This is a genomic window from Rhodococcus sp. WWJCD1 (assembly GCF_002258735.1).
Lineage (GTDB): Bacteria > Actinomycetota > Actinomycetes > Mycobacteriales > Mycobacteriaceae > Rhodococcoides.
The window spans coordinates 414,288-440,694 of sequence record NZ_NOXY01000031.1 but is presented as its reverse complement, the minus strand read 5'-3'; the positions used below and the strand labels follow the sequence as shown (position 1 = coordinate 440,694).

Sequence of the window (26,407 nt, the reverse complement as noted above, 5' to 3'; positions counted from 1 at the left end):
TGGACCCGCTCCACCGCCGCCTCACCCGAGGGATGCTCCGCACCCGCGAGACGTTTACGAAGATCGGCCAATTTACCCGCAGTGGTATGGATATCGGGTGTTTCGGCCGACCCGGGTGCAGTGGATTCCTGGACGCTGGTCATGGGGCAACACTTTAACTGCGAGTGTGATCTGCGACCCGACCGAGGGTGGTTCGCGAAGGGCGTAGGTCGTTGCCGAGCCCATATGCTGGTGCTCATGTGGACAAACCTCGATCGCCCACCGCTCGACGTCCGCGCACTTCGGCGGGCACTGGTGGACGGACCGCAGGCGTCGTGGTCCCGTCTGGACGTGGTTGCCGAAACCGGTTCGACCAATGCCGATCTGGTGGCAGGGGCAGTGAACTATGCCGACCGGACCGCGCTGATCGCCGAGCATCAGGACAACGGTCGCGGTCGGCACTCGAGATCGTTTTCCGGCGCGCCCCGGTCGCAGATCCTCTTGTCGATGCTGCTGAAGTTCCCTGGGATCGATCCAGCGGTACTCGGATGGCTGCCGTTGATGACGGGAATCGCTCTGGTCGACGCGTTACGGACCGTCGGCGAAGTCGATGCGCGACTGAAGTGGCCCAACGACGTCCTCATCCAAGGCAAGAAGGTCTCGGGCATCCTCGCTGAGGTTGCTGCGCACGGACCGTCCCCGACGGTGGTCATCGGGCTGGGGGTCAACGTGTCGATGACCGCGGACGAGTTGCCGGTGTCGACGGCCACGTCGCTCGCTCTCGAGAAGGCAGCGGTTCTCGATCGCGACACGTTGGTGCGCGCGATTCTGAGGGGGGTGGCCGCAGAGGTGGACTCGTGGCGTGACTCGAACTGGAGTACCGACGCGCTCGCGCACCGGTACCGGGATCGGTGCGGAACCATAGGGCAACGCGTTCGAGTCGACCTTCCCGGCGGCGAGGAGAAGTTCGGCACTGCCGTCGACGTCGACGAGCACGGCAGAATGGTGATCGAGATGGAGCACCCCGATTCCGGTCGGCTGGCGGTCGCGGCCGGTGACGTCACTCATCTCCGGCCCGTCTCGTGAGACCATCACACCTTCAGTCGGATGCCGTAGCGAGTAGTCAGGAGTGCACGTGGGGTATCCACAAGACGCGTTGGCCGACGAAGAGGAGCTACTGCTCCATCATCACCCGCACTGGAAGATGCTGATACTTCCGTCGATCACGTTCGTGCTCGTCACCGGCGTCGCCGGTGTAGCCCTCGGCGTCGCGAGTGCGCGACTGCAATCGACCGCCTCACACGTCGCCATGATTGCCGCGGCAGTGGCGTGGGCGGCGGTCGTGGGGTGGCGTTGTCTGGTTCCGCTGATCAGTTGGAAGTGCACGCACTTCATCGTCACCGACCGGCGTGTGTTGATTCGCCAGGGTGTGCTGACCCACTCCGGCATCGATATTCCGATGAGTCGAATCAGCAACGTGCAGTTTCGCCACGGCCTGCTCGATCGGATGCTGGGCACCGGAACACTGATCATTGCCTCGGCGTCGGACGATCCACTCGAGTTCGACGACATTCCGCACGTCCAGCGTGTCCATTCCCTGCTCTACCAGCAGGTATTCGACTCGATGGAATACCGCCGCGAGTCCGTGCACGGCCGAGAGGCTGCATTCGAGCCGATGGCCGACGATTCGCCCGTCGAGTCCAAGCCCGGATGGCGCGCTGGAAAACGCAGGTAACACAGGCTGTTCTCACTTTCGAACCGTAGGGTGACCGATGTGACCGACGTGCTGCTTGCCGAAGACGACGAAGCTATCGCTGCGCCCCTGTCCCGCGCTCTCGGGCGTGAGGGGTACACGGTGACTGTCGAACAGACCGGCCCTGCCACCCTCCAACGCGCCTTGGACGGAAAGTTCGATCTGCTGATCCTCGACCTGGGGCTGCCGGGTATGGACGGACTCGAGGTGTGCCGGCAGGTGCGGGCCAACCGATCCGAGCTGGCCGTCCTCATGCTGACCGCGCGAACCGACGAGGTCGATTTTGTTGTCGGTCTCGATGCCGGCGCAGACGACTACGTCGGTAAGCCCTTCCGGCTCGCCGAGCTCATGGCCCGTGTCCGTGCCCTGCTCCGCCGCCGTGGGGCAGGGGAGGACGCGCCGATCGAGGTCGGATCCATTCGTCTCGAACCAGCGGCCCGTCGCGTCCTCGTCGGTGGCACCGAGATCTCGCTCGCGAACAAGGAGTACGAGCTGCTGAAGGTCTTGCTCGATCACGCGGGCCAAGTGGTCTCCCGTGATGTGATTCTGCGCGAGGTCTGGGGCGATGCCGAGCTGCGCGGATCGAAGACTCTCGACATGCACATGTCCTGGCTGCGCCGCAAGATCGGCGACGAGGGACCCGTTGCCGAGCGTCGTATCGCGACGGTGCGCGGCGTCGGATTCCGCATCAACAGCGACTAGTCGTCGATGCGGCGTCGAATTCTGGTCTCGATTCTCGTTGTCGTCGTCATGACGGCGCTGTTGCTCGGTTTGCCCTTGATGTACACGGCGTGGTTGTGGGTCGAGGACTTCACCCGCAACGACCTGCAAGCCCGTCTCGACCGGATGGCGGCGGAGATCATTTCGCAGGAGGGGTCGGCGGGTCTGATCGAAGGCCAACTCGACATCGGTTCGCTTCGATTGGCGATCCCCCAGGGGGGACGGCTGGTGGTCATCTACCCGACCCCCGAGGATGCCGCGTCGCGGGCGGACATCGGCCAGGCGTTCGTGGATCGGCCGCTCGTCGAGTCGTTGTCGATGGGTACCTCGGGTTCACTGCGACTCGAAGTGCCGTCCGATGACATGCGGTCCCTCCAACGCCAGGCGCTCGGAGCGGTGACTCTCGTGGTACTCGCGTCCGCGATGGCAGGCACGGTTGTCGCTGTTCTGACGGCCAAGCGCTTGGCCGATCCGCTGCAGGACGTGGCCCGGCGCGCTGCCCGACTTGCCGAGGGCGACTTTCGGCCGGACCCACGACGGCACGGGATCGCCGAGCTCGACCGGGTCTCGGAAGTACTCGACTCGGCCACCGTCGAGATCGCCGGCCGTCTGCAGCGTGAACACACGCTGGTCGCCGATGTCTCTCACCAGCTTCGCAGCCGCTTGACGGCGGTCCGGCTACGTCTGGACGAAATTTCCACGCACCCGGATCCGGCGGTGGTGGACGAGGCAAACGAGGCGATGGACCAGGTCGACCGGTTGACGCTCGCCATCGACGAGCTCGTCCGGTCCTCCCGCAGCGACGGAGCGGCCGGCGCTCACGAAGTGTCGGTCATCGAGGAACTGACCGGCACCGTCGTCGAATGGCAGCGCAATTTCGAGGACGCAGGCCGCAGCCTGGAGCTGAAGGGCGACATGGATCTCAAGGCGTCGGTGACGGGATCGCGACTGCGGGAGGCGGTGTCGGTATTGGTCGACAATTCCCTGGTGCATGGCGACGGTACGTGCACAGTCGCCGTCAGGGCGGTCTCGGCGGTCGAGAGCACCGATCGACGGCGGGAACGACTGGTCTGCGTGGAGGTATCCGACGAGGGGCCGGGTGTGAGCAACGAACTTGCGCCACACATCTTCGATCGCGGATTCTCCGGTGCCGGATCCACCGGTGTCGGGCTGGCGCTGGCTCGGGCCCTGATCGAAGCGGACGGCGGCAGGCTGGAATTGCAACGTCGCCGACCTGCGTTGTTCTCGGTGTTCATACCGGCGTGGCGTGAACCTTCGCCTGCGGTGTCGCGCCGTGAGCCGCGTTGAGAACGGTCAGGGCTTGTCGAGTGCGTCTGCAGCGTCGGTAGGGTCCTCGTTGCGCTCGGCGTCGATCTCGAGAATCGTGCGCGCATTGTCCTCGGGAAAAGCGAAACGCCTGAGCGCCCAGAACCGGAACGCCATCTGGAGAAGATTGCCGATGATGTAGTTCAGGACGAAGTCGATGATGACGACCATCGTCAGCGACTCGCTGGTGTCGCGAATGTCGAAGATGTTGTTCGCGATCCACAGGGGACCGGCAGCAATGAGCACTCCGATTCCGCTGATGCCGAAGAAGAGCAGGGCCTCGTGGTGTCTCTCGCGTCCGCCGCGGTGTTTGAAGGCCCATTCGCGATTGAGAAAGTAGCTCAGCAGGGTGGCGAGCACGCCCGAGATGATCTTGGCGATCACCGGCTTCTGCTCGAGCACCGTCAAGCTGAGCGAATAGAAGATCACGAGGTCGAAGACCATCGTCGTGCCACCCACGATGGCGAACTTGATCAGCTCGCTGTGCCGAATCGCAAGATCCCTGATGGGCTTGGGTAAGCGTCGAAGCACGCTGTCGATCGTCGGCACAACGGTGAAGTCTACGAAACGAACGACCGATCCGACGAACCGACGCTCTGATCATCAGGGTTTCCACAGGTGCTCGCTGGGCCGGCAGTGACGTGTGCGGCTGCCGGTTCGGACCGAAGGCGCAGGACATGACACCATGGTGAGCCGTGACAGGTACCGAACCGCGCCCCACAGCTGCGCGCCCGCCGTCGACCGGAATGCCCGTGGTCACGATGATCGGCGGTGGTCAGCTCGCCCGAATGACCCACCAATCCGCCATCGAGCTCGGGCAGACGCTCCGGGTTCTGGCCGCGGGCTCGGACGAGCCGGCTGCCCAGGTGAGCCCCGACGTCGTCTTCGGTCACCACGACGACCTCGAGGCGCTGCGCACCGCCGCCACCGGTTCCAACGCGCTCACGTTCGACCACGAGCACGTGCCGACCGAGCATCTCGAGACTCTGGTCGCCGAAGGTGTCAACGTTCAGCCGCCACCGAGCGCGTTGATCTTCGCGCAGGACAAACTGCGGATGCGGCGAAAGCTGGCAGAACTGGGCGCGCCCGGCCCCGCCTACGCGGAGGTCGCGTGGGCGCAGGACGCCATCGCATTCGGAGACGAGCACGGATGGCCGGTGGTCCTCAAGGCCGTGCGCGGCGGATACGACGGGCGCGGTGTCTGGATGCCCGCGGACGCCGAGGAAGCAGAGGCGATCGTCACTGCTCAACTCGACCTGGGTGTACCGCTCATGGTGGAGGAGAAGGTCGCCATGCGCCGCGAGTTGTCGGCCATGGTCGCACGATCGCCGTTCGGTCAGGGTGCCGCGTGGCCCGTCGTGCAGACCGTGCAGCGCAACGGCCAGTGCGCCGTCGTGCTGGCACCTGCTCCCGATCTCGACGAGGACGTGGCCACCTTCGCGGGCCGACTCGCACTCGACATCGCAGGTGCACTCGGTGTCGTCGGAGATCTGGCGGTCGAGCTGTTCGAGACCACCTCGGGCAAGCTGCTGGTGAACGAGCTGGCGATGAGGCCGCACAACTCCGGACACTGGACCATGGACGGGTGCCGCACCTCGCAGTTCGAGCAACATCTGCGTGCGGTGTTGGACTATCCACTCGGAGACACCGATCCACTTGCTCCGCTCACCGTGATGGCCAACATTCTCGGCGCGCCGGAGGCACCGGAGATGACGATGGACGAGCGGTTGCATCACCTGTTCGCCCGCATGCCCGACGCGAAGGTGCACCTGTACGGAAAAGGTGAGCGCAAGGACCGCAAGATCGGCCACGTGAACATCCTGGGTTCGTCGTCCGGTTCCCTCGCCGATCCTGCCTACGTGGCCTCGGTGCGCGAGCGAGCCGAACGTGCAGCGCACTGGATGTCGCACGCCGAATGGACCGACGGATGGGACCCACACAATGACTGACAACACTCCTGCCGTCGGCCTGATCATGGGCAGCGACTCCGACTGGCCGACGATGGAAGCTGCTGCAGAAGCGTTGGCGGAGTTCGGCATTCGGTTCGAGGTGGGTGTCGTCTCGGCCCATCGAACCCCGCAGCGGATGCTGGACTATGCCCGCGAGGCCGCTGGTCGTGGCATCAAGGTGATCATTGCCGGTGCCGGTGGAGCGGCGCACCTGCCCGGCATGGTGGCGTCGGCGACGCCATTGCCGGTCATCGGTGTGCCGGTACCGCTGAAGTATCTCGACGGTATGGATTCGCTGCTCTCGATAGTTCAGATGCCCGCGGGTGTTCCCGTGGCCACGGTGTCCATCGGCGGTGCCCGCAATGCGGGGCTGCTTGCGGTCCGGATTCTGGGTGCGTCCGATCCCGCGCTTCGAGAACGAATGGCTGCCTTTCAGGCGTCACTCGAGGCCATGGTGTTGGAAAAGGACAAAGCTCTGCGCACCACGTTGTTGGGGTGAGGACGGCTGTGTCTCGGCAGGAGCAGATTCGGCGAGCCGGCCGGGGTCGGTGGCAGTCTATGCTGGTGACGCGGCTGGCGTTGGTCTACGCGCGCGTGTGGCGCGGAACCGCGCACTTCGACGACGAGTTCTCGATCTTCGTCTGTACCGGCCTGCGCGGCGGATTCGGCCGTGGCGGAACGACATTCGGTGGCGTTTACCTGACGAAAGCCAACACTGCTCGTCGGGTACTGCGGCACGAGGCCGTGCACGCGGATCAGTGGGCGCATTTCGGGTTGACGTTCCCGTTTCGATACCTCGCCGAGGAGATACGGCATCGTGGGCCTGCGAACAAATTCGAAATCCAGGCGGGTCTCGCAGACGGCGGCTATCGACAGCCTGGATGAGTGCTGCGCTCGCGCGGTGGGGCCCGAGGTTCAGGTCAGGGTGGCGGTGACCTTCTCGGTCTCGGTACGTCGCTCGGACTTCGCCTCGTCCGCATTGGTCACCTGAACCAGCGAGGCTCCTGCGACGAGCACCGACAGCAAACCCTCGATGATCTCGTCGGGGGTGTTCCAGGATGCCGTCGACAGCACGCGATCGGCGGCTGTCCACGAACGAGTCTCGGCACCGGCACGGGCGGCAGCGAGCACCTCGTCCACCGAACGACCGTCCAGAGCCGCTGTCCCGGTTGCGCCTCCCGAGGTCCGGAACTGATCGCCGTGCACCCGCACCGAGGTTGCGTAATCGGTCATTCCGATCGGCAGGTCGGGGACAGCCTTACCGAACGCGTCGAGTGAGAAGGCCAACACCTCGTCGACATCCGGTGCCTCGGCAAGGCGATCTGCCGACACCATGGCCACGTCTGCGGAATCGTCGGCACCCAGGACCACCTCGCCGCCCGCCCACCAAGCGCCAAGCAGGACCGCGGCCGTCTGCCAGTGTGCGGGCAACAGCACGCTGACCTTGCCGCCTACCTCGAACGCGAACTCGTCACGTAACAGGTTGGCGGTCTTCGCGGCCCAATTCGCGAGTGTCACTGCCGACACCTCTACCCGCTCGCCGGTCGCATCGTCGTAGAACGTGATGCGCGGACCGGCCGGGTCAGCGGAAAGAATCGGGTCGAGCAGGGTCTGAGTCAGATTCGAGGCCACACCACGCACCCTAGATGACGACTCGGCACGCCTGTTCACACGCTGCGAGTAGCACCGTCGAAGTCGACGCACAGGTCGATCGACGCCTGTGTCAGTTGACGCACATCGGGCCGGTGGAGCCCGCGTCGATCGGAGCCGCGGGCTCCTCGGGAATCGCTGTACCCGACTCGGGTGCAATGGTTTCGGCTGTTGCCGCCTGCCCGGAACCGGGGCCCGCGTAGTCGTCGGCGAGCACCACCCGAACGGTGTCCGACGTCAGCGTGTCGTCCGCGGTGATCTGCAGTCCGCCGAGCGCGGCCGAGACGGCGCGCGCGGCGTCACTGTCGACGTCGGCAGCTTGGATGCGGCTCGACGAGATGGACGAGCCCTCGTAGTTTCCGATGGTCCCGCCGACGTAGCCCAACGCCGTCAGGGAACCGGCGACGCCGTTGGCGAGTCCTTCGATTCCGCTGTCGTTCGCGACGTCCACGGTCACCGTCGACGGATCGACCTCCGGAGCCTCGGAATTCTCTGCGTTGGCCTCCGCCGAATTGCCATCGCCGAGCAAACTCGCGACGTACTTCTTCACCGCGGCGGGATCGACCTGGACGATCGATTCGCCATAGTCGGTCGTGGCGTTGATGTCGACGGCGGGGATGGTCTCGAACTTGACCTTGCCTCCGGCGAGATCTTGGAGTCGAGTAGCGAATTGCAGTATGTCCCAGTCGGAGTCGAGCGTCACCGACCGCTGCACCGCGGTGCTCAGCTGACCCAGTTTGCTGGGATTGCTCAGTGTCTTGGCGCTCAACACACTCCGAACGAGCGAGGCCATGAACACCTGCTGACGCACGATACGGTCCAGGTCTCCGCGGGGGAGGTCGTGCCGCTGTCGAACGAAGCTCAGAGCCTGCGAACCAGCCAGCTTCTGCTCGCCGGCCGGGAAGTTCGCACCCGAGAGCGGTTCTTGCACAGGGTTGTTGAGGCACACTTCGACGCCGCCGACGGCATCGGTCAACAGCACGAAGCCGAGCAAACCCACCTCGGCGTAGTGGTCGACGGTGATCCCGGTCAAGTTGGCGACCGAATCGATCAGAGCCTCGCGCCCGGCCTCGGTGGCCTGGGACTCCGCATCGGCGTCCGCGACACCTTGCTCCACCAATTCCAGCCGCTTGTTCTCTTTGGTCGCGCCGTACGCGGCGTTGATCTTCGACATCCCGATGCCCGGTACCTCCACGTACGAATCGCGTGGAATCGAAATGGCGGTGGCCGACGATCCGTCGTTCGGGACGCGGATCAACACGATCGTGTCGGTGTTCGACGCCACCTCTTCACCGGCATTGAGCGATGCGAGTTCCTCGGGCGACAACGCGTTGCCGTGGGCGTCGGTGCGGCTGTCCGTACCGACCATCAGGATGTCCACGGCACCGTCTGCGGCGCCGCCGAGACCCAGACCACCTGCGGTGGCGATGTTCGATCGCAGACTGTCGACACTGCGCCACGCGAAACCGGTCACGAGAAGAACGAGGATCGACAGGACCGCAACAGCCACGTGAGTCGGGGGCCAACGGCGACCGCTACCCGCGGTAGGAGCGCCGCGCTCGGATTCCGGTCGCCCGACGGGACCGCGGGGATCACGCTGCCTCGTCCGGTGCGATCGCCCGGTCGATTCGCTGCGGTCGCGGCCGCGTTCGCGGGACCGGCGCTCTCCGCGCTGTTCTTCGTCGGGGTGTCGACGTGCGATACGCGCATCGAGATCGTCGGGGCGGTACGCACCGCGTGCATCGGAACCGTCGGGTCGCCGGGGAGTGCGCCGCCGCGGCGGGGGAGTGCGCTCACCTCCGGGCGTGCCTGAATCTCGTGGCACCGTTCACGACCCTCTCTCGTTCCGACCGACCTCGGCAGCCGACTGCTTCGTTCTCCCCCCGCTGTTCGAAGGTTACTTGTCGGCGGTCGCTGCCTCGCCCAACCGAACCCGGCGTGCCACACTTGGCAACCGTGAACGCGATCCTGGTAACCGGTGCACACGGCCAGTTGGGCCGCCGAGTGGTGGCTCTGGCCGCAGAACGAGGTAGCGGTGCGCAGGTTCTCGCGTATTCGTCCGCCGACCTGGACATCACCGACCCCGATGCGGTCGCTGTCGTGGTGAGTGCGGGAGCAACGGTGATCAACTGTGCTGCTTACACCGCGGTCGACGCTGCCGAGACCGACGAGGCCAGGGCCATGGCCGTCAATGCAGACGGCCCCCGAAATCTCGCGCGCGCCTGCGGGCGTGTCGGTGCCCGGTTGATCCACATCTCCACCGATTATGTGTTCGACGGCACAGCGACCGAACCGTACGACGTCGACGCGAAGACCGCGCCGCAGTCGGCATACGGACGCACCAAGCTCGCCGGCGAGCTCGCGGTGCGCGAGGAGTTGCCCGAGGCCGTCGTCGTGCGGACCGCGTGGGTGTACGACAACACCGGTAAGAACTTCGTGACCACGATGCAACGGCTCGAAAGTGAGCGCGACACCCTCTCGGTGGTGAACGACCAGATCGGCTCGCCCACGTTCGCCTTCGACCTGGCGTCGGGCCTGCTCGAGATCGAAGCCGACCCCACCGTGGTGGGACGGACCCTGCACTACACCAACGCGGGGCAGGCCAGCTGGTTCGATCTCGCTCGCGCGGTGTTCGCGCACATCGGTGCCGATGCCGAGCGCGTGCAGCCGTGTTCGAGCGCCGAATATGTCGTGCCGGCACCCCGGCCTGCCTACTCGGTCCTCTCGCCGACCGCCTGGGTCGACGCAGGCCTGACGCCGGCGCGCCCGTGGTCGGCCGCACTGACGGCAGCCTTGACGCAGTCGAGATGAGGCTTTCGCCCGTGCTCGGGCTACTCTTGCCCGCGTGAGTTCCGAGCTGGCCGTAGTGACGGTGACCTATTCGCCCGGCGAATACCTGGATCAATTCCTGACGTCTCTACGTGAGGCCACGACGCGCCCCTATCGGGTGATCATGGCCGACAACGGCTCGGTCGACGGCACCCCCGAGGCAGCCGAGGCAGCATTCGACGAGGCCGAGTTGCTGCGCACCGGCGCGAACATCGGTTACGGAGCAGCGGTCAATCGCGCGGTGGCTGCCGTGGACCCGGCTGTCGAGTTCGTCGTCGTGGCCAACCCCGATGTGCGCTGGCACCCCGGTTCACTCGACGGACTCCTCGACGCGGCGGCTCGTTGGCCGCGCGCAGGTTCTCTCGGTCCGCTCATCCGCGAGCCCGACGGCTCTCGGTACCCCTCGGCTCGGTCGGTGCCCGATCTGACGTCGGGCGCGGGACACGCAATGTTGGGCAAGCTCTGGCCGAAGAACCCGTGGACTCAGCGGTATCGCCAGGAGAACGAAACGGTGACCGAGCGTCCCGTGGGGTGGCTGTCTGGATCGTGCCTGTTGTTGCGGCGGTCGGCGTTCGATTCGATCGACGGATTCGACTCGCGCTACTTCATGTACATGGAGGACGTCGATCTCGGTGACCGGCTCGGCAGAGCGGGCTGGCACAACGTCTACGTTCCCGGCGTCGAGGTCACCCATTCGAAAGGCCATGCCGCAGGACGGCATCCGGAAGTGATGTTGCCCGCACATCACACCAGTGCGTACCGCTTTCAGGCCGACAGACACGCTCGGACGTGGCAGGCTCCCTTACGATTGGCTCTGCGTGCTGGTCTCGGTCTTCGCTCGAAGATCGTTGTGACCTCGGCGCTTCGGGCCCGCGCAGTTGACGGACGACTCACGGACGAGAGAACAGAGGCTGGACATGTCGGATAGTTCCCCATCGGTCGCCGCACGTACCGATGCAGTCATTCTGGTCGGCGGCAAGGGAACTCGGCTCAGGCCGCTGACGCTCTCGGCGCCGAAGCCGATGCTCCCCACCGCCGGACTGCCGTTCCTGACCCATCTCTTGGCCCGCATCAAGGCCGCGGGCATCGAGCACGTCGTCCTCGGAACGTCGTTCAAAGCCGAAGTGTTCGAGCAGCATTTCGGAGACGGATCCTCACTCGGCATCGATCTCGAATACGTCTTCGAGACCGAACCGCTCGGCACCGGCGGAGGCATCAGGAACGTTCTGCCGCGACTGCGCGCCGAGAACGTCATGGTCTTCAACGGGGACGTGCTGGGCGGCACCGATCTGACGGCAGTTCTCGATACGCACCGAACCACCGACGCCGATGTCACGTTGCATCTGGTTCGGGTCGGCGACCCGCGCGCGTTCGGTTGTGTGCCCACCGACGAATCCGGCCGCGTGACAGCGTTTCTCGAGAAGACTCAGGATCCGCCGACCGACCAGATCAACGCCGGTTGCTACGTCTTCAAGCGCGAGATCATCGAGTCGATCCCGGCCGGCCGTCCGGTGTCGGTGGAGCGAGAGGTGTTTCCTGCCTTGCTCGCCGAGGACAAGAAGGTCTACGGACACGTCGACAGCGCGTACTGGCGTGACATGGGTACGCCGGAAGACTTCGTCAAGGGCTCGGCCGACCTGGTCCGCGGCATCGCGCCGTCGCCCGCGCTGCACGGAGATCGCGGCGAGTCCTTGGTTCACCCGAGCGCAGGAGTGGCACCGGGCGCACTGTTGATCGGCGGAACCGTCGTCGGTCGCGGCGCCGAGATCGGAGCGGGAGCTCGCCTGGACGGTGCCGTCGTGTTCGACGGTGCGGTCGTCGAGGCCGGGGCCGTTGTCGAGCGATCCATTCTGGGCTTCGGTTCCCGCATCGGACCCCGCGCCCTGGTGCGCGACGCGGTCATCGGCGACGGTGCGGACATCGGAGCTCGATGCGAACTGCTCCGCGGTGCGCGCGTGTGGCCCGGCGTCAAGCTCCCCGACGGCGGAGTGCGTTTCTCCACCGACGTCTGACCCGATCCGCTCGTCGCTACCGGCGGCGTGCAGCGAGCGCGACGAGACGGTCGATCGTCTCGTGCTCGGCGGTGTCCGGCAGAGCGTCGACCGGCCACCATCGAAGATCTGTCGACTCCTCGCTGCGGACCGCCCGGGCACCGTCCTGGGCGCGCACCAGGAACCTCAGGTCGAGGTGCCGGGTCGCCTTACCCAGCGAGCACGTGATCGGGTGCGTGTGCGCCGAGAGCAGTGCCGGATCGATGGTCAGATCGGCGATCCCGGATTCCTCGGTGGCCTCACGCAGCGCCGCGTCGACCACCGTGTGGTCCGTCGGTTCGCAGTGGCCGCCCAGTTGAATCCACCGACCGACCTTCGGGTGAAGAGTCAATAGCACGTGGGTGCCGGACTCGTTCAGCACCAGCGAGGACGCCGTGAAGTGGCCGGCCTCGTTGGCGCGCAGACACGCATCCGGGTTGCTGTGCAGAAACGCCAGCATCGTGTGCCGGAGCGATTCGTCGCTCGAATCGGACGGTGCCCATCGATCGAGCGATGCTCCGACCGAATTCCACAGAGTCGAATGAGGCGGCGTCGTTGCCGACACGTCAGAGCTCCAACAGTGACGACCCGGGAACCACCGGATCCCGGACCGTCGACGGCTCGCTGGGGTGCCCGATTGCGATGGCTCCCATGGCTTTCCAATCTGCACGCAGTCCGAGTTCGGCACGCACGGTATCGGCGGCGAAAATGGTCGAGCCGATCCAGCAGCTGCCGAGTTCCCGTACTGCGAGGGCAACGAGCAGACCCTGGACCGCGGCACCGACCGCCACGGTGAACATCGTCTCCTCCGCGGCTCGACGCCTCTCGTCGGGGTACGAGTGCGCGCCGTCGGGCACACAGAACGGAACGACGATTTCCGGTGCGTCGAACAGAATGTCACCGCGGCTCAGCCGCGCGGCGATCCGCTCCTCGCTGAGGCCGTCGTCGGTCAGGTCGGCGCGCCACTGCTCGCGCATCGTCTCGAGCAGCCGACGCCGAAGCGCCGGGGTCCTGACCCACACGAACCGGACCGGTCGAGTGTGGTGCGGAGCGGGGGCGGTGAGAGCGTCGGCGACCGAAGCTCGAATCAGCTCGGGATCGACCGAGTCCGAGGAGAACGAGCGCACCGACCGTCTCAGCAGTAGAGCCTCCCGACGGCCACGATCGAGCGCTTCGGCGGTGCCGAGCCAGAACAAGTCGTCCTCGCCGCCGCGAAGGAGAGCCGCCGCGGTGGAACCGTCGTCGACCGGTGCCAAGCCGCGTACGACCGCGATCGGGACACCGCCCAGCTTGCCCTTCACCAGATCGCCTGCGGCAGCGAGCTCGTCCGCGATCGCGACCTCGGTGACCACGAGCTCGTTGCCCTGACCGTCCTCGGCTCCGGCATAGGCGTGCAGAACCGGGAGACCCGCTGAGCCGATGGCAGCGTCGGTCTGCCCGATCCGCCAGGCGCGACCCATGGTGTCGGTGACGACCACGGCGACCGTCACCCCCAGCAGTTTGCCGAGAGCGGCGCGCAAGGCTGCGGCGCTGGCATCGGGGTCCTCGGGCAGCAGTGCCAGTTCGCCACCGTCGACGTTGGAGCCGTCGATGCCCGACGCGGCCTGCACGATGCCCAGCCGGTTCTCGGTGATGAGGGTTCGGCCCTTGCGCGCAACGATGCGCACAGCTTCTTGCTCCACCAGCACTCTGCGGGCAGCGTCTCGCTCGTCGGCATCGTGCGGTGCCTGCACCAACCGGCCCTCCACCTTGGAGACGACCTTGCTGGTGACGATCAAGATGTCGCCGTCCCGCAACCACGGCGCTCGCTCGGCGATCGCCGAAGCCAGATCGTCACCCGGCCTGAATTCCGGGAGTCCGGTGATCGGCAGCATTTCGATCGAACCGCCCGGTGCATGATCGCTCGGTACCGTGGACATCGAGGCGGTCTCGCGTGAATCGGTCACAGGTCGAGTCCAGCCGCGAGCAGCGCGGTACGCGCCATCACCGCTGTGGTCTCGGGGTCGGTCATCAGCAACGGGACCGACTGCACGTCCACTCCGTCGACGACCGCGGCGTCGGTGGTGTGCACCAGCCACGCGTCGAGAATGCCGGTGCCGCTTCGGCTTCCGTAGTAACGGCCCACTGCCTGTGCTGTGGTGTCGACACCGATGACGGACAGGCACTCGTCGGCCATGCCGCGCAACGGCTTACCGTCGACGACGGGGGAGAGGCCGACCACCTTGGCTGCTGTGGTTCTGAGGGCCCCGCGGATGCCCGGAACCGCAAGGATCGCGCCGACGCTCACCACTGGATTGGACGGTGCCAGGATCACGGCATCGGCCTCTGTGATCGCTTCGACCACTCCCGGTGCCGGGCTTGCCTGTTCGGCACCGATGTTGGCGAAACTGTGGGTCGGGATCTGCGCTCGGTAACGAACCCACCACTCCTGGAAGTGAATTGCGCGTTGCTGCTCGCCGCTCGGATCGTCCGGATCGGTGACGACGACGTGGGTCTCGGACCGATCGTCGGTGACGGGCAGCAGCCGGACGCCCGGTTGCCACCGGTTGCAGAGGGCTTCGGTCACGGCCGACAGCGGAAATCCGGTGCGCAACATCCGACTGCGGATCAGGTGTGTGGCGATGTCACGGTCGCCGAGTCCGAACCAGTCGGGATCGGCACCGTAGGCCGCCAACTCGTCACGAGCGTTCCAGGTCTCGGCGATGCGGCCCCATCCACGATCGGTGTCGATTCCACCACCGAGGGTGTACATGCACGTATCGAGATCCGGGCAGATGCGAAGACCGTGCATCCACACGTCGTCGCCTACGTTGACCACCGCAGTGGTCTCGTGCTCGGGGTTGTCGCCGAACAAGGATTTGAGACCCTGAAGGAACCGCGCGCCACCGACGCCACCGACCAGAACAGTAACTTTCACAACGCACGAGCCTAGTGGGGTTGCGGCGGTGCCGGGCGAGCGCCCACCCGGTGCTGCACCCGTACGAGCGGACCGTGTGGAGGTGCCATAACCGCCGCGACACGCACGGGACGGGCTCCGATTCGGGGAGACAGCCGATTTCGGGCATGTGATGGTATTAGATTTGCGCGATCGGCTTGACCGCGACACACCTGTGCGTGTCTAATCACAGGTATGTCATTCAGTGTTCGCGGCACGAGTTCGATTGCAGCGAGCCTGGTTTCGAACACTCGTTCCCTTCCTGTTCGTCCTTGCATGGACGTCGAGTAGAGGTCGAGAGTTGGACGAACGCGCGAGCGTTCGGACGCGCCAGTTGGATCGAATACCTGCGCGGGGCAAGGTATTCGAGCACACGAAGACCGAAAGTATCTGCGCTACCACAGGTGAGGAGGCGGAAGCGATGTATGACGAGCACGTGACACGTGATCAGCGGGGCGGACCCACTGCACATCTCAGCGCTGTCGACGACGCGCCGCAGACCGAGGCCGACAACGGGGCAGATTCGAGCGTCACGGCCGACGCGGGTTCTGCGTACGTGGGTCGAACGATCGAGACGCAGATCGAGACCGACGCCGATACCGACAACGATGTCGATTCCGACGCCGACCTGATGCCGTTCGTTGCCGAGTCGGTTCCGCCGGCCAAGCCGTTCCTCAGTCTTGTCGCAGGTTTCGACGAGATGTTCGAGGAGATCGAGGATCAGTGGCAGGAGCGCGCACTGTGCGCTCAGACCGATCCCGAGGCCTTCTTCCCGGAGAAGGGTGGCTCGACCCGCGAGGCGAAACGCATCTGTCTCGGCTGCGAGGTCAAGGACGAATGCCTCGAGTACGCACTCGCCAACGACGAGCGTTTCGGTATCTGGGGTGGGCTGTCCGAGCGGGAACGGCGTCGACTCAAGCGCGGTATCGGCTGAGCGTTCCACCGACGCTCGGTTGTGCTCGATCGAGCACCCTGCCGCAGATCACTCTGCGGCGCTGTTCGGATCCACTTCGTCCGGGTCGATCCCGAGATATGTCGCTACTTGCTCCACGAGAACCTCGAACAACAGATCCTCCAGATCCTCGGGGTGCTTTGCGCGACGCTCGAGCGGTCGCCGGAACAGCACCACTCTGGCGCGTGTCGTCTCTCCGCGCTTGTCTATCCCGGCCGGCACCAATCGCGACAGCGGCACAGGACCCTCTGCCACCACTTCGGGTGGCCATGTCACGGACTCCGGATCCAACGCCCTGATCTTGGGCACATCGTCGACGGCGATATCCAGCTTCGAGAGCTTGTCGTGCCATCGATGATCGATTCGCGCGAACGCGTCGAGCACCAGTCGGTCGAACTTCTCTGCCCGTGAACGCCTGGCAGGGATGTCCTCGGGCAGAACCGGTCCGCGGATGCCGCGGCCGTGCCGTGCCACGGACCGGGAGGTGATCCTGCGCGCGGAGGAGAATCGAGGCATGGGGGGAGGTTATCGCGCTCGTCCGGTGTGTCGGTCGTTCGGTCGGTTGCGCCTACCGGATAGTCTGCATTCGTGAGATCACTGCGTGGCTGCTGCAGGCCTGGTTGCAACCGTTCTGCTGTTGCAACGCTCACATATGTCTACTCCGATTCCACCGCGGTCGTCGGGCCGCTGGCCACCGTGGACGAGCCTCACTCGTGGGATCTGTGCGAGATTCACGCGTCGACGACCACCGCGCCGAAGGGCTGGGAGCTCGTTCGGTACGAGGGTGGCTACTCGACGTCGACGCCCGACGAGGACGACCTGACGGCACTTGCCGAGGCGGTTCGAGAGGCGGGCCGCGGCGATCGCGTCCGCTCCGAGGACCGTGAGATCGATCGGTCGGCGTCTCGTCCGTCCGACGGTGAACGCCGATCCGCCCCGGCCGTCCGAACCGGCAGGCGTGGTCACCTTCGAGTTCTTCCCGACCCCACGTCCTGAGTCGCCGCGCACACCGGTGTGGTGTGGCGACGTCCGACTGGCCGGTCCGACTGCCGTCTGGCAAGGTTTTCGAGCAGGACCGAAACGGTCTGTGCCGTTCTGCCGATACTGGTGCGGACGCACCGTCACACACGCTCGACGACGCCGATGTGCGGCGTCGCAAGAACGATCACCAGGAGAATCTTCGTGGCCCGAACCGCAGAGTCCGTCAACGCCGTCATCAAGGCCTACGACGTCCGTGGAGTCGTAGGTGAGCAGATCGACGAGGCGTTCGTGCGAGACGTCGGAGCCGCGTTCGCGCGTCTGGTACGCGACGAGGCGGGGGCCGCGCGGTCGGTCGTGATCGGTCACGACATGCGTGATTCGTCGCCGGCGCTGTCTCGGGCCTTCGCAGACGGTGTCACCGCTCAAGGACTCGATGTGGTGCACATCGGCCTGGCGTCCACCGATCAGCTGTACTTCGCCTCGGGCCTGCTCGAATGCCCGGGGGCCATGTTCACTGCGAGTCACAATCCGGCGAAGTACAACGGAATCAAGCTATGCCGCTCCGGCGCGAAGCCGGTGGGACAGGACACCGGTCTGGCCATCGTCAAAGCCGAACTGGTGGACGGGGTACCCGAGTTCGACGGCCCGGCCGGAACGGTGACGTCCCGTGACGTCCTCGACGAGTACGCGCAGTTCTTGCGAGACCTGGTCGATCTGTCGGGAATCGGTTCCATGAAGATCGCCGTGGACGCAGGCAACGGAATGGGCGGGCACACCGTCCCTGCAGTGTTCGGACCGTTGCCGGTGACGATCGAGCCGCTGTTCTTCGAGCTCGACGGCAGCTTCCCCAACCACGAGGCCAATCCGCTCGATCCGGCGAATCTGGTGGATCTGCAGCGCTTCGTCGTCGAGACCGGCTCTGCTATCGGACTTGCGTTCGACGGCGACGCCGATCGCTGCTTCGTCGTCGACGAGAAGGGCGACCCGGTTTCACCCTCGGCCGTCACCTGCCTGGTGGCCGAGCGCGAACTGGCCAAGGAACCGGGCGCGGTCATCATCCACAACCTCATCACGTCCCGTTCCGTGCCGGAGTTGGTCACCGAGCTCGGTGGCACGCCGGTACGAACCCGCGTTGGCCACTCCTTCATCAAGCAGCAGATGGCCGACACCGGAGCCATCTTCGGTGGAGAGCACTCTGCCCACTACTATTTCCGCGACTTCTGGGGTGCCGACTCCGGCATGCTCGCCGCGCTGCATGTCCTCGCCGCTTTCGGTGCACAGGACCGCCCACTGTCGGAGATGATGGCCGACTACGAGACCTACAGCGCATCGGGCGAGATCAACTCGACCGTCGACGACGCGGCGGGTCGTACCGAGGCCGTGCTCGCGGCGTTCGCCGATCGAACCTCGGGCATCGACCGACTCGACGGCGTGACAGTCGATCTCGCCGACGGTTCCTGGTTCAACCTCAGGGCCTCGAACACCGAACCGCTGCTCCGACTGAACGTGGAAGCGCGCACCGCTGCGGATGTCGATGCATTGTCGACCGAGATATTGGGCATCGTTCGCGCCGGACTGGAATAGTGGTTACCGAGGGTTCATGAGTGGGTAAGCGTTCGTTTCCGGTCGGTGACGAAGGGAGGTGTCGCAGCCATGACCGCAGTGTCGTCTCTGGTCGATCTCGACGATGCCGATGCTCTCATCGCGGCCGATCGCGAGGGTGCGTTGCGCAGTGCTGCTCTGGCGGGCGCGCAGGTTCGCGCTGTCGCGACGGCGGTGGACGAAGCGGTGCTTTCTCGGTTGGCCGATCTGCGTCCCAGAAGTGTGGTCATCGTGACCGGTGACGGGCGCAGCAGTCGTGCCGCGTCACTTCTCGTCGCAGCGCTCGGTGACCGACTCGGTGTTCCGCTGGTTCGTAGTACCGGAACTCCGCCGTGGATCGGCCCGCTCGATGTGGTGGTGGTTGCCGGCGACGACGCAGGCGATCCGCGCCTTGCCGAGTCTGTCGATGCCGCAGCACGTCGCGGCGCGGAAGTGGTGGTGGTGGCACCCGAGGAAGGCCCGCTGCGTGCCGTCCGAGGAGCCAGAGTCATGTGGTTGCCGCCGCGAGTCGCGGTCCGTGACCACAACGCCCTGATGCGCTATCTCGCCGCCTTCGTCGCCGTTCTCGGTGCGGTTGCCGGTGGATCGTGGAAGACGTTGCTGCCCAATCTGTCTCGTCTGGCCGACCTGCTCGATGCCGAGGCGGTCCGAAACAGCCCGTCCAACGAGGTGTTCCACAACCCGGCCAAGGCTCTCGCCAGCGGAATGAACGGTCGGCAGGTGGTGCTGTCCGGCAGCAGCGCCGCGGCCGTCGAGGTGGCTCGGCACGGCAGTGAGGTGTTACTGCGTGTGGCGGGTGTGCTCGTCGGTGCCGGAGAACTGGGCGATGTCATCGCGGCGTCCGTCCGGGCGAGGACTGCCGAATCTGCCGGCACGGCAAAGACATTCGATTCGTTCTTTCACGACGAGCAGCTCGACGGCCCACCACCCGCACTGCCGATGCGCGTCATCGTCGTCGCATCCGACGTCGATCGCGCCATGACCGAACGACGACTGGCCGGTGTCACCGAGCCGGAATTGTTGCTCGCCGAGTCGACCGATGCGCTGTTCGGCGGCGCGAGGCCGGGATCCGAGCTCGACATCACCGTCGCGTCTCCCGGTCCGGCTACACTTTCGGTGCTCGACACCATGTCCGTGTTGGCGACGCGGTTGGACACGACCGCCGCGTACCTGTTGTTGATGGGCGGTAGCTAGTGCAGCTCTTGCGTGGTGCGGTTCGGTCCTACGCATGGGGGTCGCGAACCGCTCTGGCCCGTATTCAGGGTCGCCCGGTTCCGTCCGATCATCCCGAGGCCGAGATCTGGCTCGGTGCTCACCCAGCCGATTCGGCGCACGTGGTGCACGAGGGCGGCAGCACCCCACTGCTCACATTGATCGACGGGGATCCGGCAACGCAGCTGGGAGGCTCGGCGCAGCAGTACGAGTCCCGACTGCCGTACCTGCTGAAACTCCTTGCTGCAGAAGAGCCTTTGTCGTTGCAGGCCCACCCCAGCAGTGCGCAGGCACATGAAGGTTTCGCACGCGAGAATGCGGCCGGTGTCCCCATCGATTCTCCGGTGCGCAACTATCGGGATCCGAATCACAAGCCGGAACTGATCGTGGCGCTCACCGAATTCGAGGCGCTGGCCGGCTTCCGGAGCCCTGCGGAGACCGTGGAACTGCTCGACGCGTTGTCCGTGGCCGCGCTCGGTGGGTACCGCACATTGCTTGCCGCACAGCCCGATGCGTCCGGGCTGCGTACGGTGTTCACCTCGTGGATCACGCTTCCCGGGCAGTCGCTGGACGATATTCTTCCGGCCGTTGCCCAGGGATGCATCGATTATCTTTCCGGTCCCGCGCGCACCGACGGCGGACGATTCGCGGCCGAGGCCAGGACTCTGCTCGAGCTCGGCGAGTCCTATCCCGGCGACGCCGGTGTGCTGGCAGCACTGCTGCTCAACAGGGTGACCTTGGCTCCCGGGCAAGGCCTGTACCTGGACGCCGGAAACTTGCACGCATACCTGCGTGGCACCGGAGTGGAAATCATGGCGAACTCCGACAACGTGTTGCGCGGAGGACTGACTCCCAAGCACGTCGACGTCCCGGAACTGCTGCGCGTACTCGACTTCGAGCCGGCCGATATCTCTCCCATCACTCCGGGCGAGGACGATCGGCCCACCTACCTGTACCGCACGCCTGCACCGGAATTCGCGCTGAGTCGGACGGCGGTGTCGCCGGGGGAGACGGTCGAAATACCCGGATCCGGTCCCCGAATTCTGCTGTGTACCGACGGCACCGTCGTGGCGAGTACCGGCGGCAGCCGGTCCGGGCTGACGGTGCCGCAGGGCAGCTCGGCCTGGATACCGGCTGCGGATCGATCCGTTACGGTGACTGCCGACTCGGGCGTGGCCGAGGTGTTCGTGGCCTCCGTCGGTCGCCAGTAGATTCCTCGCGGCCTGTCGCACCTGTGCGGAGGTCTTTTCGAACTGCGGAAGTGCGCGAGCGGCGCGCCCGAAGGCAATAGTCTGATGTCACAGTGAACTCTGCGACGGGTGTGATCCGTGGACAGAGGCGAATACGCGCTACGGAGGCCAGATGAGCAGAGCAGACCGGCCGGCCAAGACCCCGCGCACGACGGGGTGGTTCCGGACCAAATCGATCGAGCAGTCGATCGAGGACACCGACGAGCCGGATACGAAACTCCGGAAAGAACTCGGTTCCTGGGACCTCACCGTGTTCGGTGTCGCCGTTGCCGTCGGTGCGGGCATCTTCACCCTGACCGCGCGGACCGCCGGAAACGTGGCGGGACCGGCGGTGTCGGTGGCGTTCGTGCTCGCTGCGATCGCCTGCGGCCTGGCGGCACTGTGTTACGCGGAGTTCGCCTCGACGGTTCCCGTTGCCGGCAGCGCGTACACGTTCTCCTATGCCGCGTTCGGTGAGTTCATCGCCTGGATCATCGGCTGGGATCTGATCCTCGAGTTCGGCCTCGCGGCCGCTGTTGTGGCCAAGGCGTGGTCGTTGTACTTGGGCGATCTGCTCGGTACGGCCGCGCCGGTACTCCAGATCGGTTCGCTGAACTTCGACTGGGGCGCGCTGCTCATCGTGGTGGTGCTGACGGTGCTGATCGCATCGGGCACCAAGTTGTCCTCGCGGGTCTCGCTCGTGATCACCGCGATCAAGGTGATCGTCGTTCTCTTCGTCGTCGTGCTCGGTGCCTTCTACATCAAGGTCTCCAATTACGACCCGTACATTCCTCCGTCGCAGCCCGGCTCCACAGGCGAGGGTCTCCATCAGTCCTTGTTCTCGTTCGTCACCGGTGCCGGCGGTAGCACCTTCGGCTGGTACGGGCTGCTGGCCGCGGCGTCGCTGGTGTTCTTCGCGTTCATCGGCTTCGACGTGGTCGCGACGACGGCGGAAGAGACCAAGGAGCCGCAGAAGGCACTGCCGCGCGGCATCCTCGGTTCCCTCGCGATCGTGACCGTGCTCTACGTGGCCGTCACCCTGGTGCTGACCGGAATGGTGAAGTACACCGATCTGGCGGGCGACAGTTCCACGCTGGCAACGGCGTTCGAGCTCAACGGTCTGACCTGGGCCAAGAACATCATTTCGTTCGGCGCACTTGCCGGTCTCACGACCGTGGTGATGGTGTTGATGCTGGGCCAGACCCGAGTGCTCTTCGCGATGTCGCGGGATGGATTGGTGCCGCGCGGATTGGCACATACCGGAAAGAAGGGCACGCCGGTTCGGACGACGATTCTGGTCGGCGTCATCGTCGGACTTCTCGCGGCCTTCGTTCCGCTGGGCACGCTCGAGGAGATGGTGAACATCGGAACGCTGTTCGCATTCGTGCTCGTGTCGGCGGGTGTTCTGGTTCTGCGCAAGACTCGACCGGACCTCGAGCGGGGGTTCCGTGTGCCGTGGGTTCCGTTGGTGCCGATCCTCGCCGTGCTCGCGTGCCTGTGGTTGATGCTCAACCTGTCGGTCGAGACGTGGCTGCGCTTCCTGGTCTGGATGGCCGCCGGTGTCGTGATCTACGTGCTGTACAGCAGGCGTCATTCGGTGATGGGACTGCGGGAAGCAGCGAAGGTGGAGACCGAGAAATAGTCGGTACCGTCTTTGTAGCTCGTCCTAGGATGCCCGGCCGAATTCGGTCGTCGTCACATCGGACCCGCAGAATGTTATACCCTCGAAAACAGACTTGGAGGACTCCTACGGTTCGATGAGAGGGTGTTGACACAGTGAATGCGAACGGCCGAATCACTTCCACGAAGGATTCGGGTGTCGCTTTCGGGGGGCGGGATTCGAAGGCCGGCGGACGTTCGATTCGCTGGCAGGACAACAAACGCTATTTGTGGATGCTGGGGCTCCTGGCCCCGGCATCGGCGCTGCTGCCGTCACAGTTGGTCTACTGGACGGGCATGGAGATCTTCTGGTGGAGCGGTGTTCTGGTGTTCTTCGTGATCATTCCGGTGATCGACTTGATCGCCGGTGAAGACGGGCACAACCCGGACGAGTCGGCGAGCGAGAAACTGCAGAACGATCGCTACTACCGCTGGTGTACCTACCTTTTTCTACCCATTCAGTTCATCGGGCTCATCGTCGCTTGCTGGATGTGGGCGTACGGAAACCTGACCGTGGTGGACAAGATCGGACTCGCCGTGACGGTGGGTCTGGTGGCAGGCACCGGTATCAACGCAGCTCACGAGCTGGGTCATCGCATCGAGCAGCACGAGCGGTGGCTGGCCAAGATCGCGCTGTCTCAGACGCTCTACGGACACTTCTTCGTCGAACACAACCGCGGTCATCACGTTCGAGTAGCGACCCCGGACGATCCCGCGAGCGCGAGGCTCGGCGAGAGCGTGTGGACCTTCGTGCCGCGCAGCACGGTGTTCGGACTCGTCTCTGCGTGGAGGCTCGAGGCGCAGCGACTACGGCGCAAGGGTCGCTCGGTCGCGAGCCCGACCAATGCGCTGCTGCACACCTGGTTGCTGAGCGCAGTGCTGTTCGGCACGTTGTTGGTCGTGTTCGGCCCCGCTATCGCGCCGTATCTTCTGCTGCAGGCCGTCGTCGGATTCGTGTTGCTCGAGATGGTGAACTACGTGGAGCACTACGCCTTGCTCCGCGAAACGAACGACCGCGGCAAATACGTTCGGTGCTCACCCCGCCACAGCTGGAACAGCGACAGAATCTGCACCAACATATTTCTCTACCACCTGCAACGACACAGTGACCACCACGCCAATCCCGGCAAGCGCTATCAGACCCTGCTCTCCTGCGACGAAGCTCCACAGCTGCCGGCCGGTTACGCATCGATGGTGATACTCGCCGCAATCCCGCCGCTGTGGCGTCGAGTGATGGACCCACGGGTACTCGCGCACTACGAAGGCGATGTCACCCGTGCCAACATCCTTCCCCGCAAGCGCGCCCGAATTCTGGCCCGAGCCGGACGAAACGGATAGCGCAGACACTCGGTGTGGACTCGTCCCCCCGGGCAGTCGGTACTACCACCGCGCGGACCCGATAGCCTGGTGGACAGACACTCAGTCAACAGGAGAGGCAAGATGACGACCTCAGTTACGTCAGGATCGGCACTCACCGTGGAGCACCGCGGTGGAATCGACTTCAAGGTCGCAGACCTGTCGCTCGCAGAATTCGGCCGCAAGGAGATCAGGCTCGCCGAGCACGAGATGCCCGGTCTGATCGCGCTGCGTCGCGAGTACGCCGACGTACAGCCGCTCAAGGGCGCGCGAGTTTCGGGATCGCTGCACATGACCGTGCAGACCGCGGTGCTGATCGAGACCCTGGTGGCGCTCGGAGCCCAGGTCCGGTGGGCGTCGTGCAACATTTTCTCCACCCAGGACCATGCAGCTGCGGCTGTCGTCGTCGGCCCGTACGGAACCGTCGAGGAGCCCAAGGGCGTCCCGGTGTTCGCGTGGAAGGGCGAGAGCCTCGAGGAGTACTGGTGGGCGGCGGAGCAGATGCTCACCTGGCCCGAGCAGCCCGCCAACATGATTCTCGACGACGGTGGAGACGCCACGATGCTGGTGCTGCGCGGCGCGCAGTTCGAGAAGGCCGGTGTCGTCCCGCCGACCGACGACGATCACGATTCGGACGAGTACAAGGTGTTCCTCGGCCTGCTGCGCCGTTCGCTCGAGGCGTCGAAGTCCAAGTGGACCGAGGTTGCCGCGTCCGTCCAGGGCGTCACCGAGGAGACCACCACCGGAGTGCTCCGGCTCTACCAGTTCGCGGCCGCCGGAGAACTCACGTTCCCGGCCATCAACGTCAACGACTCGGTGACCAAGAGCAAGTTCGACAACAAGTACGGCACCCGCCACTCGCTGATCGACGGCATCAACCGCGGCACCGACGTCCTCATCGGCGGCAAGGCCGTGCTGGTCTGTGGCTACGGCGACGTGGGCAAGGGCTGCGCCGAGGCGCTCAAGGGCCAGGGTGCACGCGTTACCGTCACCGAAGCCGACCCGATCAACGCGCTGCAGGCGCTCATGGACGGCTTCGACGTGCGCACGGTCGAGGAGTTCATCGAGCAGGCCGACATCGTGATCACCTCGACGGGCAACCTGTCGATCATCACGTTCGAGCACATGCGCAAGATGAAGCACCAGGCAATCCTGGGCAACATCGGCCACTTCGACAACGAGATCGACATGGCCGGGCTGGAGAAGGCCGCCGATGTCACGCGCATCAACATCAAGCCGCAGGTCGACGAGTACCAGTTCAAGGACGGGCACTCGATCATCGTGCTCTCCGAGGGCCGCTTGCTGAACCTCGGCAACGCGACCGGACACCCGTCGTTCGTCATGAGCAACAGTTTCTCCAACCAGGTCATTGCTCAGATCGAACTGTGGACCAAGCCGGACGAGTACGACAACGAGGTCTACCGCCTGCCCAAGCACTTGGACGAGAAGGTCGCGCGTATTCACGTCGAAGCACTCGGCGGCTCGATCACCAAGCTCACCAAGGAGCAGGCCGAGTACATCGGCGTCGACGTCGAGGGCCCGTACAAGCCCGAGCACTACCGCTACTGACCTACGGTGGGACAGCTTTTCGTCATCGAAGGAGTCGACGGAGCGGGCAAGAACACGCTCGCCCGTCGGCTCGTTTCGGCGTGGGAACGCGTCGGACTCGACGTCGCGCGTATCGGATTTCCGAGGTACGACCGATCGGTGCACGCCGATCTTGCGGCGGAGGCGCTGCACGGCGAACACGGCGATACCGCCGGCAGCGTGCACGCGATGGCTCTGCTGTTCGCGCTCGATCGCCGGGATGCGGTCGACGAGGTCCGAAAGCTGCTCTCGCACAACGATGTAGTTCTTCTCGATCGGTACGTGGCGTCCAATGCCGCGTACACCGCTGCTCGGTTGGAACAGACTGCAGACGGTGGGGCCGTCGAATGGATCAGGGCGCTCGAATTCGAGCGCTTCGGAGTTCCGATTCCGGACATTCAGATCTTGCTCGACGTGCCGGTGGCACTCGCCGCCGAGCGGGCTGCGGCGCGTGAGAGTGCGGACGTCGCCCGAACCCGGGATGCGTACGAACGGGACGGCTCACTGCAGAGCCGAACCTCGGCCGTGTACGCCGCTCTCGCGGCGGCGAACTGGGTATCGCCGTGGCAGGTCGTCACTGCCGACGTAGATCCCGATCGACTCGCCGCCGAGTTGTCCAATCAGCCATCAGGCGAGCCGAAAGTGACACCATAGGAGC

27 protein-coding genes are annotated in these 26,407 nt (G+C 65.2%); 20 read left to right on the top strand and 7 right to left on the bottom strand.

Features of this window, described 5'->3' with window-relative positions:
- The first annotated feature begins 237 nt into the window (after positions 1 to 237).
- The 4 genes from CH286_RS25135 to CH286_RS25120 are packed head-to-tail and all read left to right on the top strand — an operon-like array spanning position 238 to position 3,760.
- Positions 238 to 1,065 (top strand): biotin--[acetyl-CoA-carboxylase] ligase, encoded by an 828-nt coding sequence (locus CH286_RS25135; RefSeq protein ID WP_032403537.1) that lies wholly within the window; start codon positions 238 to 240, stop codon positions 1,063 to 1,065.
- Between the two features lie 49 nt (positions 1,066 to 1,114).
- Positions 1,115 to 1,714: a PH domain-containing protein gene (locus tag CH286_RS25130; RefSeq protein WP_032403538.1), complete on the top strand. Its 600-nt coding sequence runs from the start codon at positions 1,115 to 1,117 to the stop codon at positions 1,712 to 1,714.
- A 39-nt stretch (positions 1,715 to 1,753) separates the two neighbouring features.
- Positions 1,754 to 2,434, top strand: a complete 681-nt coding sequence (locus CH286_RS25125) for a response regulator transcription factor (protein ID WP_094610674.1) — start codon at positions 1,754 to 1,756, stop codon at positions 2,432 to 2,434.
- A gap of 6 nt (positions 2,435 to 2,440) precedes the next feature.
- The gene (locus CH286_RS25120; protein WP_094610623.1) at positions 2,441 to 3,760 is read left to right on the top strand and encodes a sensor histidine kinase; all 1,320 of its coding nucleotides are present in this window, start codon (positions 2,441 to 2,443) and stop codon (positions 3,758 to 3,760) included.
- A gap of 6 nt (positions 3,761 to 3,766) precedes the next feature.
- Here the strand turns inward: CH286_RS25120 and CH286_RS25115 are convergent, their stop codons facing one another.
- Positions 3,767 to 4,327, bottom strand: a complete 561-nt coding sequence (locus tag CH286_RS25115; RefSeq protein ID WP_032376884.1) for a GtrA family protein — start codon at positions 4,325 to 4,327, stop codon at positions 3,767 to 3,769.
- Positions 4,328 to 4,524: 197 nt separating this feature from the next.
- On the opposite strand from CH286_RS25115, the gene CH286_RS25110 reads away from it, so the two are divergent.
- Genes CH286_RS25110 through CH286_RS25100 form a run of 3 tightly spaced genes read left to right on the top strand, consistent with a single transcriptional unit; the run spans position 4,525 to position 6,612 of the window.
- Positions 4,525 to 5,727, top strand: coding sequence for a 5-(carboxyamino)imidazole ribonucleotide synthase (locus CH286_RS25110; protein ID WP_371829166.1), 1,203 nt, complete (start codon positions 4,525 to 4,527; stop codon positions 5,725 to 5,727).
- A complete protein-coding gene (gene purE, locus CH286_RS25105; protein WP_094610621.1) occupies positions 5,720 to 6,226 on the top strand; it encodes a 5-(carboxyamino)imidazole ribonucleotide mutase in 507 nt (168 codons plus the stop codon). The genes CH286_RS25110 and purE overlap by 8 nt, the downstream gene beginning before the upstream one ends.
- 59 nt (positions 6,227 to 6,285) lie before the next feature.
- Complete coding sequence (locus CH286_RS25100; protein ID WP_094610620.1) at positions 6,286 to 6,612, top strand: hypothetical protein; 327 nt, start codon at positions 6,286 to 6,288, stop codon at positions 6,610 to 6,612.
- A gap of 30 nt (positions 6,613 to 6,642) precedes the next feature.
- Here the strand turns inward: CH286_RS25100 and CH286_RS25095 are convergent, their stop codons facing one another.
- Positions 6,643 to 7,368, bottom strand: coding sequence for a TIGR03089 family protein (locus CH286_RS25095; RefSeq protein WP_441347140.1), 726 nt, complete (start codon positions 7,366 to 7,368; stop codon positions 6,643 to 6,645).
- 82 nt (positions 7,369 to 7,450) lie between these two features.
- Positions 7,451 to 8,887 carry an LCP family protein gene (locus CH286_RS25090; RefSeq protein ID WP_032403064.1) on the bottom strand — a complete coding sequence of 479 codons (1,437 nt, stop codon included), beginning with the start codon at positions 8,885 to 8,887 and terminating at the stop codon, positions 7,451 to 7,453.
- Here CH286_RS25090 and CH286_RS27940 point away from each other — a divergent pair, their 5' ends adjacent.
- From CH286_RS27940 to CH286_RS25070, 4 genes are all read left to right on the top strand, one after another.
- Entirely contained in the window at positions 8,888 to 9,190 is a 303-nt protein-coding gene (locus tag CH286_RS27940) for a hypothetical protein (protein ID WP_094610618.1), read from the top strand.
- Between the two features lie 143 nt (positions 9,191 to 9,333).
- Positions 9,334 to 10,188, top strand: a complete 855-nt coding sequence (gene rfbD, locus CH286_RS25080) for a dTDP-4-dehydrorhamnose reductase (RefSeq protein ID WP_094610617.1) — start codon at positions 9,334 to 9,336, stop codon at positions 10,186 to 10,188.
- Between the two features lie 34 nt (positions 10,189 to 10,222).
- A complete protein-coding gene (locus CH286_RS25075; RefSeq protein ID WP_094610616.1) occupies positions 10,223 to 11,134 on the top strand; it encodes a glycosyltransferase family 2 protein in 912 nt (303 codons plus the stop codon).
- The gene (locus CH286_RS25070; RefSeq protein ID WP_032376891.1) at positions 11,124 to 12,218 is read left to right on the top strand and encodes a sugar phosphate nucleotidyltransferase; all 1,095 of its coding nucleotides are present in this window, start codon (positions 11,124 to 11,126) and stop codon (positions 12,216 to 12,218) included. Before CH286_RS25075 ends, CH286_RS25070 begins: the two co-directional genes overlap by 11 nt.
- Before the next feature lie 16 nt (positions 12,219 to 12,234).
- On the opposite strand, the gene CH286_RS25065 is transcribed toward CH286_RS25070, so the two are convergent.
- The 3 genes from CH286_RS25065 to cofD form a co-directional block, all read right to left on the bottom strand.
- A complete protein-coding gene (locus CH286_RS25065) occupies positions 12,235 to 12,696 on the bottom strand; it encodes an NUDIX hydrolase (RefSeq protein WP_080734631.1) in 462 nt (153 codons plus the stop codon).
- Positions 12,697 to 12,802: 106 nt separating this feature from the next.
- Positions 12,803 to 14,155 (bottom strand): coenzyme F420-0:L-glutamate ligase, encoded by a 1,353-nt coding sequence (locus tag CH286_RS25060; RefSeq protein ID WP_037156211.1) that lies wholly within the window; start codon positions 14,153 to 14,155, stop codon positions 12,803 to 12,805.
- A gap of 23 nt (positions 14,156 to 14,178) precedes the next feature.
- Complete coding sequence (gene cofD / locus CH286_RS25055) at positions 14,179 to 15,153, bottom strand: 2-phospho-L-lactate transferase (RefSeq protein ID WP_094610615.1); 975 nt, start codon at positions 15,151 to 15,153, stop codon at positions 14,179 to 14,181.
- 718 nt (positions 15,154 to 15,871) lie between these two features.
- Between cofD and CH286_RS25050 the strand changes: the two genes are divergently transcribed.
- Positions 15,872 to 16,105 carry a WhiB family transcriptional regulator gene (locus tag CH286_RS25050; RefSeq protein WP_027496498.1) on the top strand — a complete coding sequence of 78 codons (234 nt, stop codon included), beginning with the start codon at positions 15,872 to 15,874 and terminating at the stop codon, positions 16,103 to 16,105.
- A gap of 48 nt (positions 16,106 to 16,153) precedes the next feature.
- Here the strand turns inward: CH286_RS25050 and CH286_RS25045 are convergent, their stop codons facing one another.
- The gene (locus CH286_RS25045; RefSeq protein ID WP_032376893.1) at positions 16,154 to 16,639 is read right to left on the bottom strand and encodes a metallopeptidase family protein; all 486 of its coding nucleotides are present in this window, start codon (positions 16,637 to 16,639) and stop codon (positions 16,154 to 16,156) included.
- Between the two features lie 72 nt (positions 16,640 to 16,711).
- On the opposite strand from CH286_RS25045, the gene CH286_RS25040 reads away from it, so the two are divergent.
- The 8 genes from CH286_RS25040 (at position 16,712) to CH286_RS25005 (ending at position 26,403) form a co-directional block, all read left to right on the top strand.
- Positions 16,712 to 17,119 carry a DUF3499 domain-containing protein gene (locus tag CH286_RS25040; protein WP_170944848.1) on the top strand — a complete coding sequence of 136 codons (408 nt, stop codon included), beginning with the start codon at positions 16,712 to 16,714 and terminating at the stop codon, positions 17,117 to 17,119.
- Between the two features lie 186 nt (positions 17,120 to 17,305).
- A complete protein-coding gene (locus CH286_RS25035; RefSeq protein WP_032403545.1) occupies positions 17,306 to 18,688 on the top strand; it encodes a phosphomannomutase/phosphoglucomutase in 1,383 nt (460 codons plus the stop codon).
- Positions 18,689 to 18,757: 69 nt separating this feature from the next.
- Complete coding sequence (locus CH286_RS25030) at positions 18,758 to 19,900, top strand: tobH protein (protein WP_094610673.1); 1,143 nt, start codon at positions 18,758 to 18,760, stop codon at positions 19,898 to 19,900.
- Positions 19,900 to 21,129, top strand: a complete 1,230-nt coding sequence (gene manA, locus CH286_RS25025; RefSeq protein WP_094610614.1) for a mannose-6-phosphate isomerase, class I — start codon at positions 19,900 to 19,902, stop codon at positions 21,127 to 21,129. Before CH286_RS25030 ends, manA begins: the two co-directional genes overlap by 1 nt.
- A 151-nt stretch (positions 21,130 to 21,280) precedes the next feature.
- The gene (locus tag CH286_RS25020; protein WP_094610613.1) at positions 21,281 to 22,789 is read left to right on the top strand and encodes an amino acid permease; all 1,509 of its coding nucleotides are present in this window, start codon (positions 21,281 to 21,283) and stop codon (positions 22,787 to 22,789) included.
- A gap of 251 nt (positions 22,790 to 23,040) precedes the next feature.
- On the top strand, positions 23,041 to 24,144 hold the full coding sequence (locus tag CH286_RS25015) for an alkane 1-monooxygenase (protein ID WP_255182761.1): 1,104 nt from the start codon (positions 23,041 to 23,043) through the stop codon (positions 24,142 to 24,144).
- Between the two features lie 102 nt (positions 24,145 to 24,246).
- Complete coding sequence (gene ahcY / locus CH286_RS25010) at positions 24,247 to 25,731, top strand: adenosylhomocysteinase (RefSeq protein WP_094610611.1); 1,485 nt, start codon at positions 24,247 to 24,249, stop codon at positions 25,729 to 25,731.
- A 6-nt stretch (positions 25,732 to 25,737) separates the two neighbouring features.
- The gene (locus tag CH286_RS25005) at positions 25,738 to 26,403 is read left to right on the top strand and encodes a dTMP kinase (RefSeq protein ID WP_037155786.1); all 666 of its coding nucleotides are present in this window, start codon (positions 25,738 to 25,740) and stop codon (positions 26,401 to 26,403) included.
- The last annotated feature ends 4 nt before the right edge of the window (positions 26,404 to 26,407 follow it).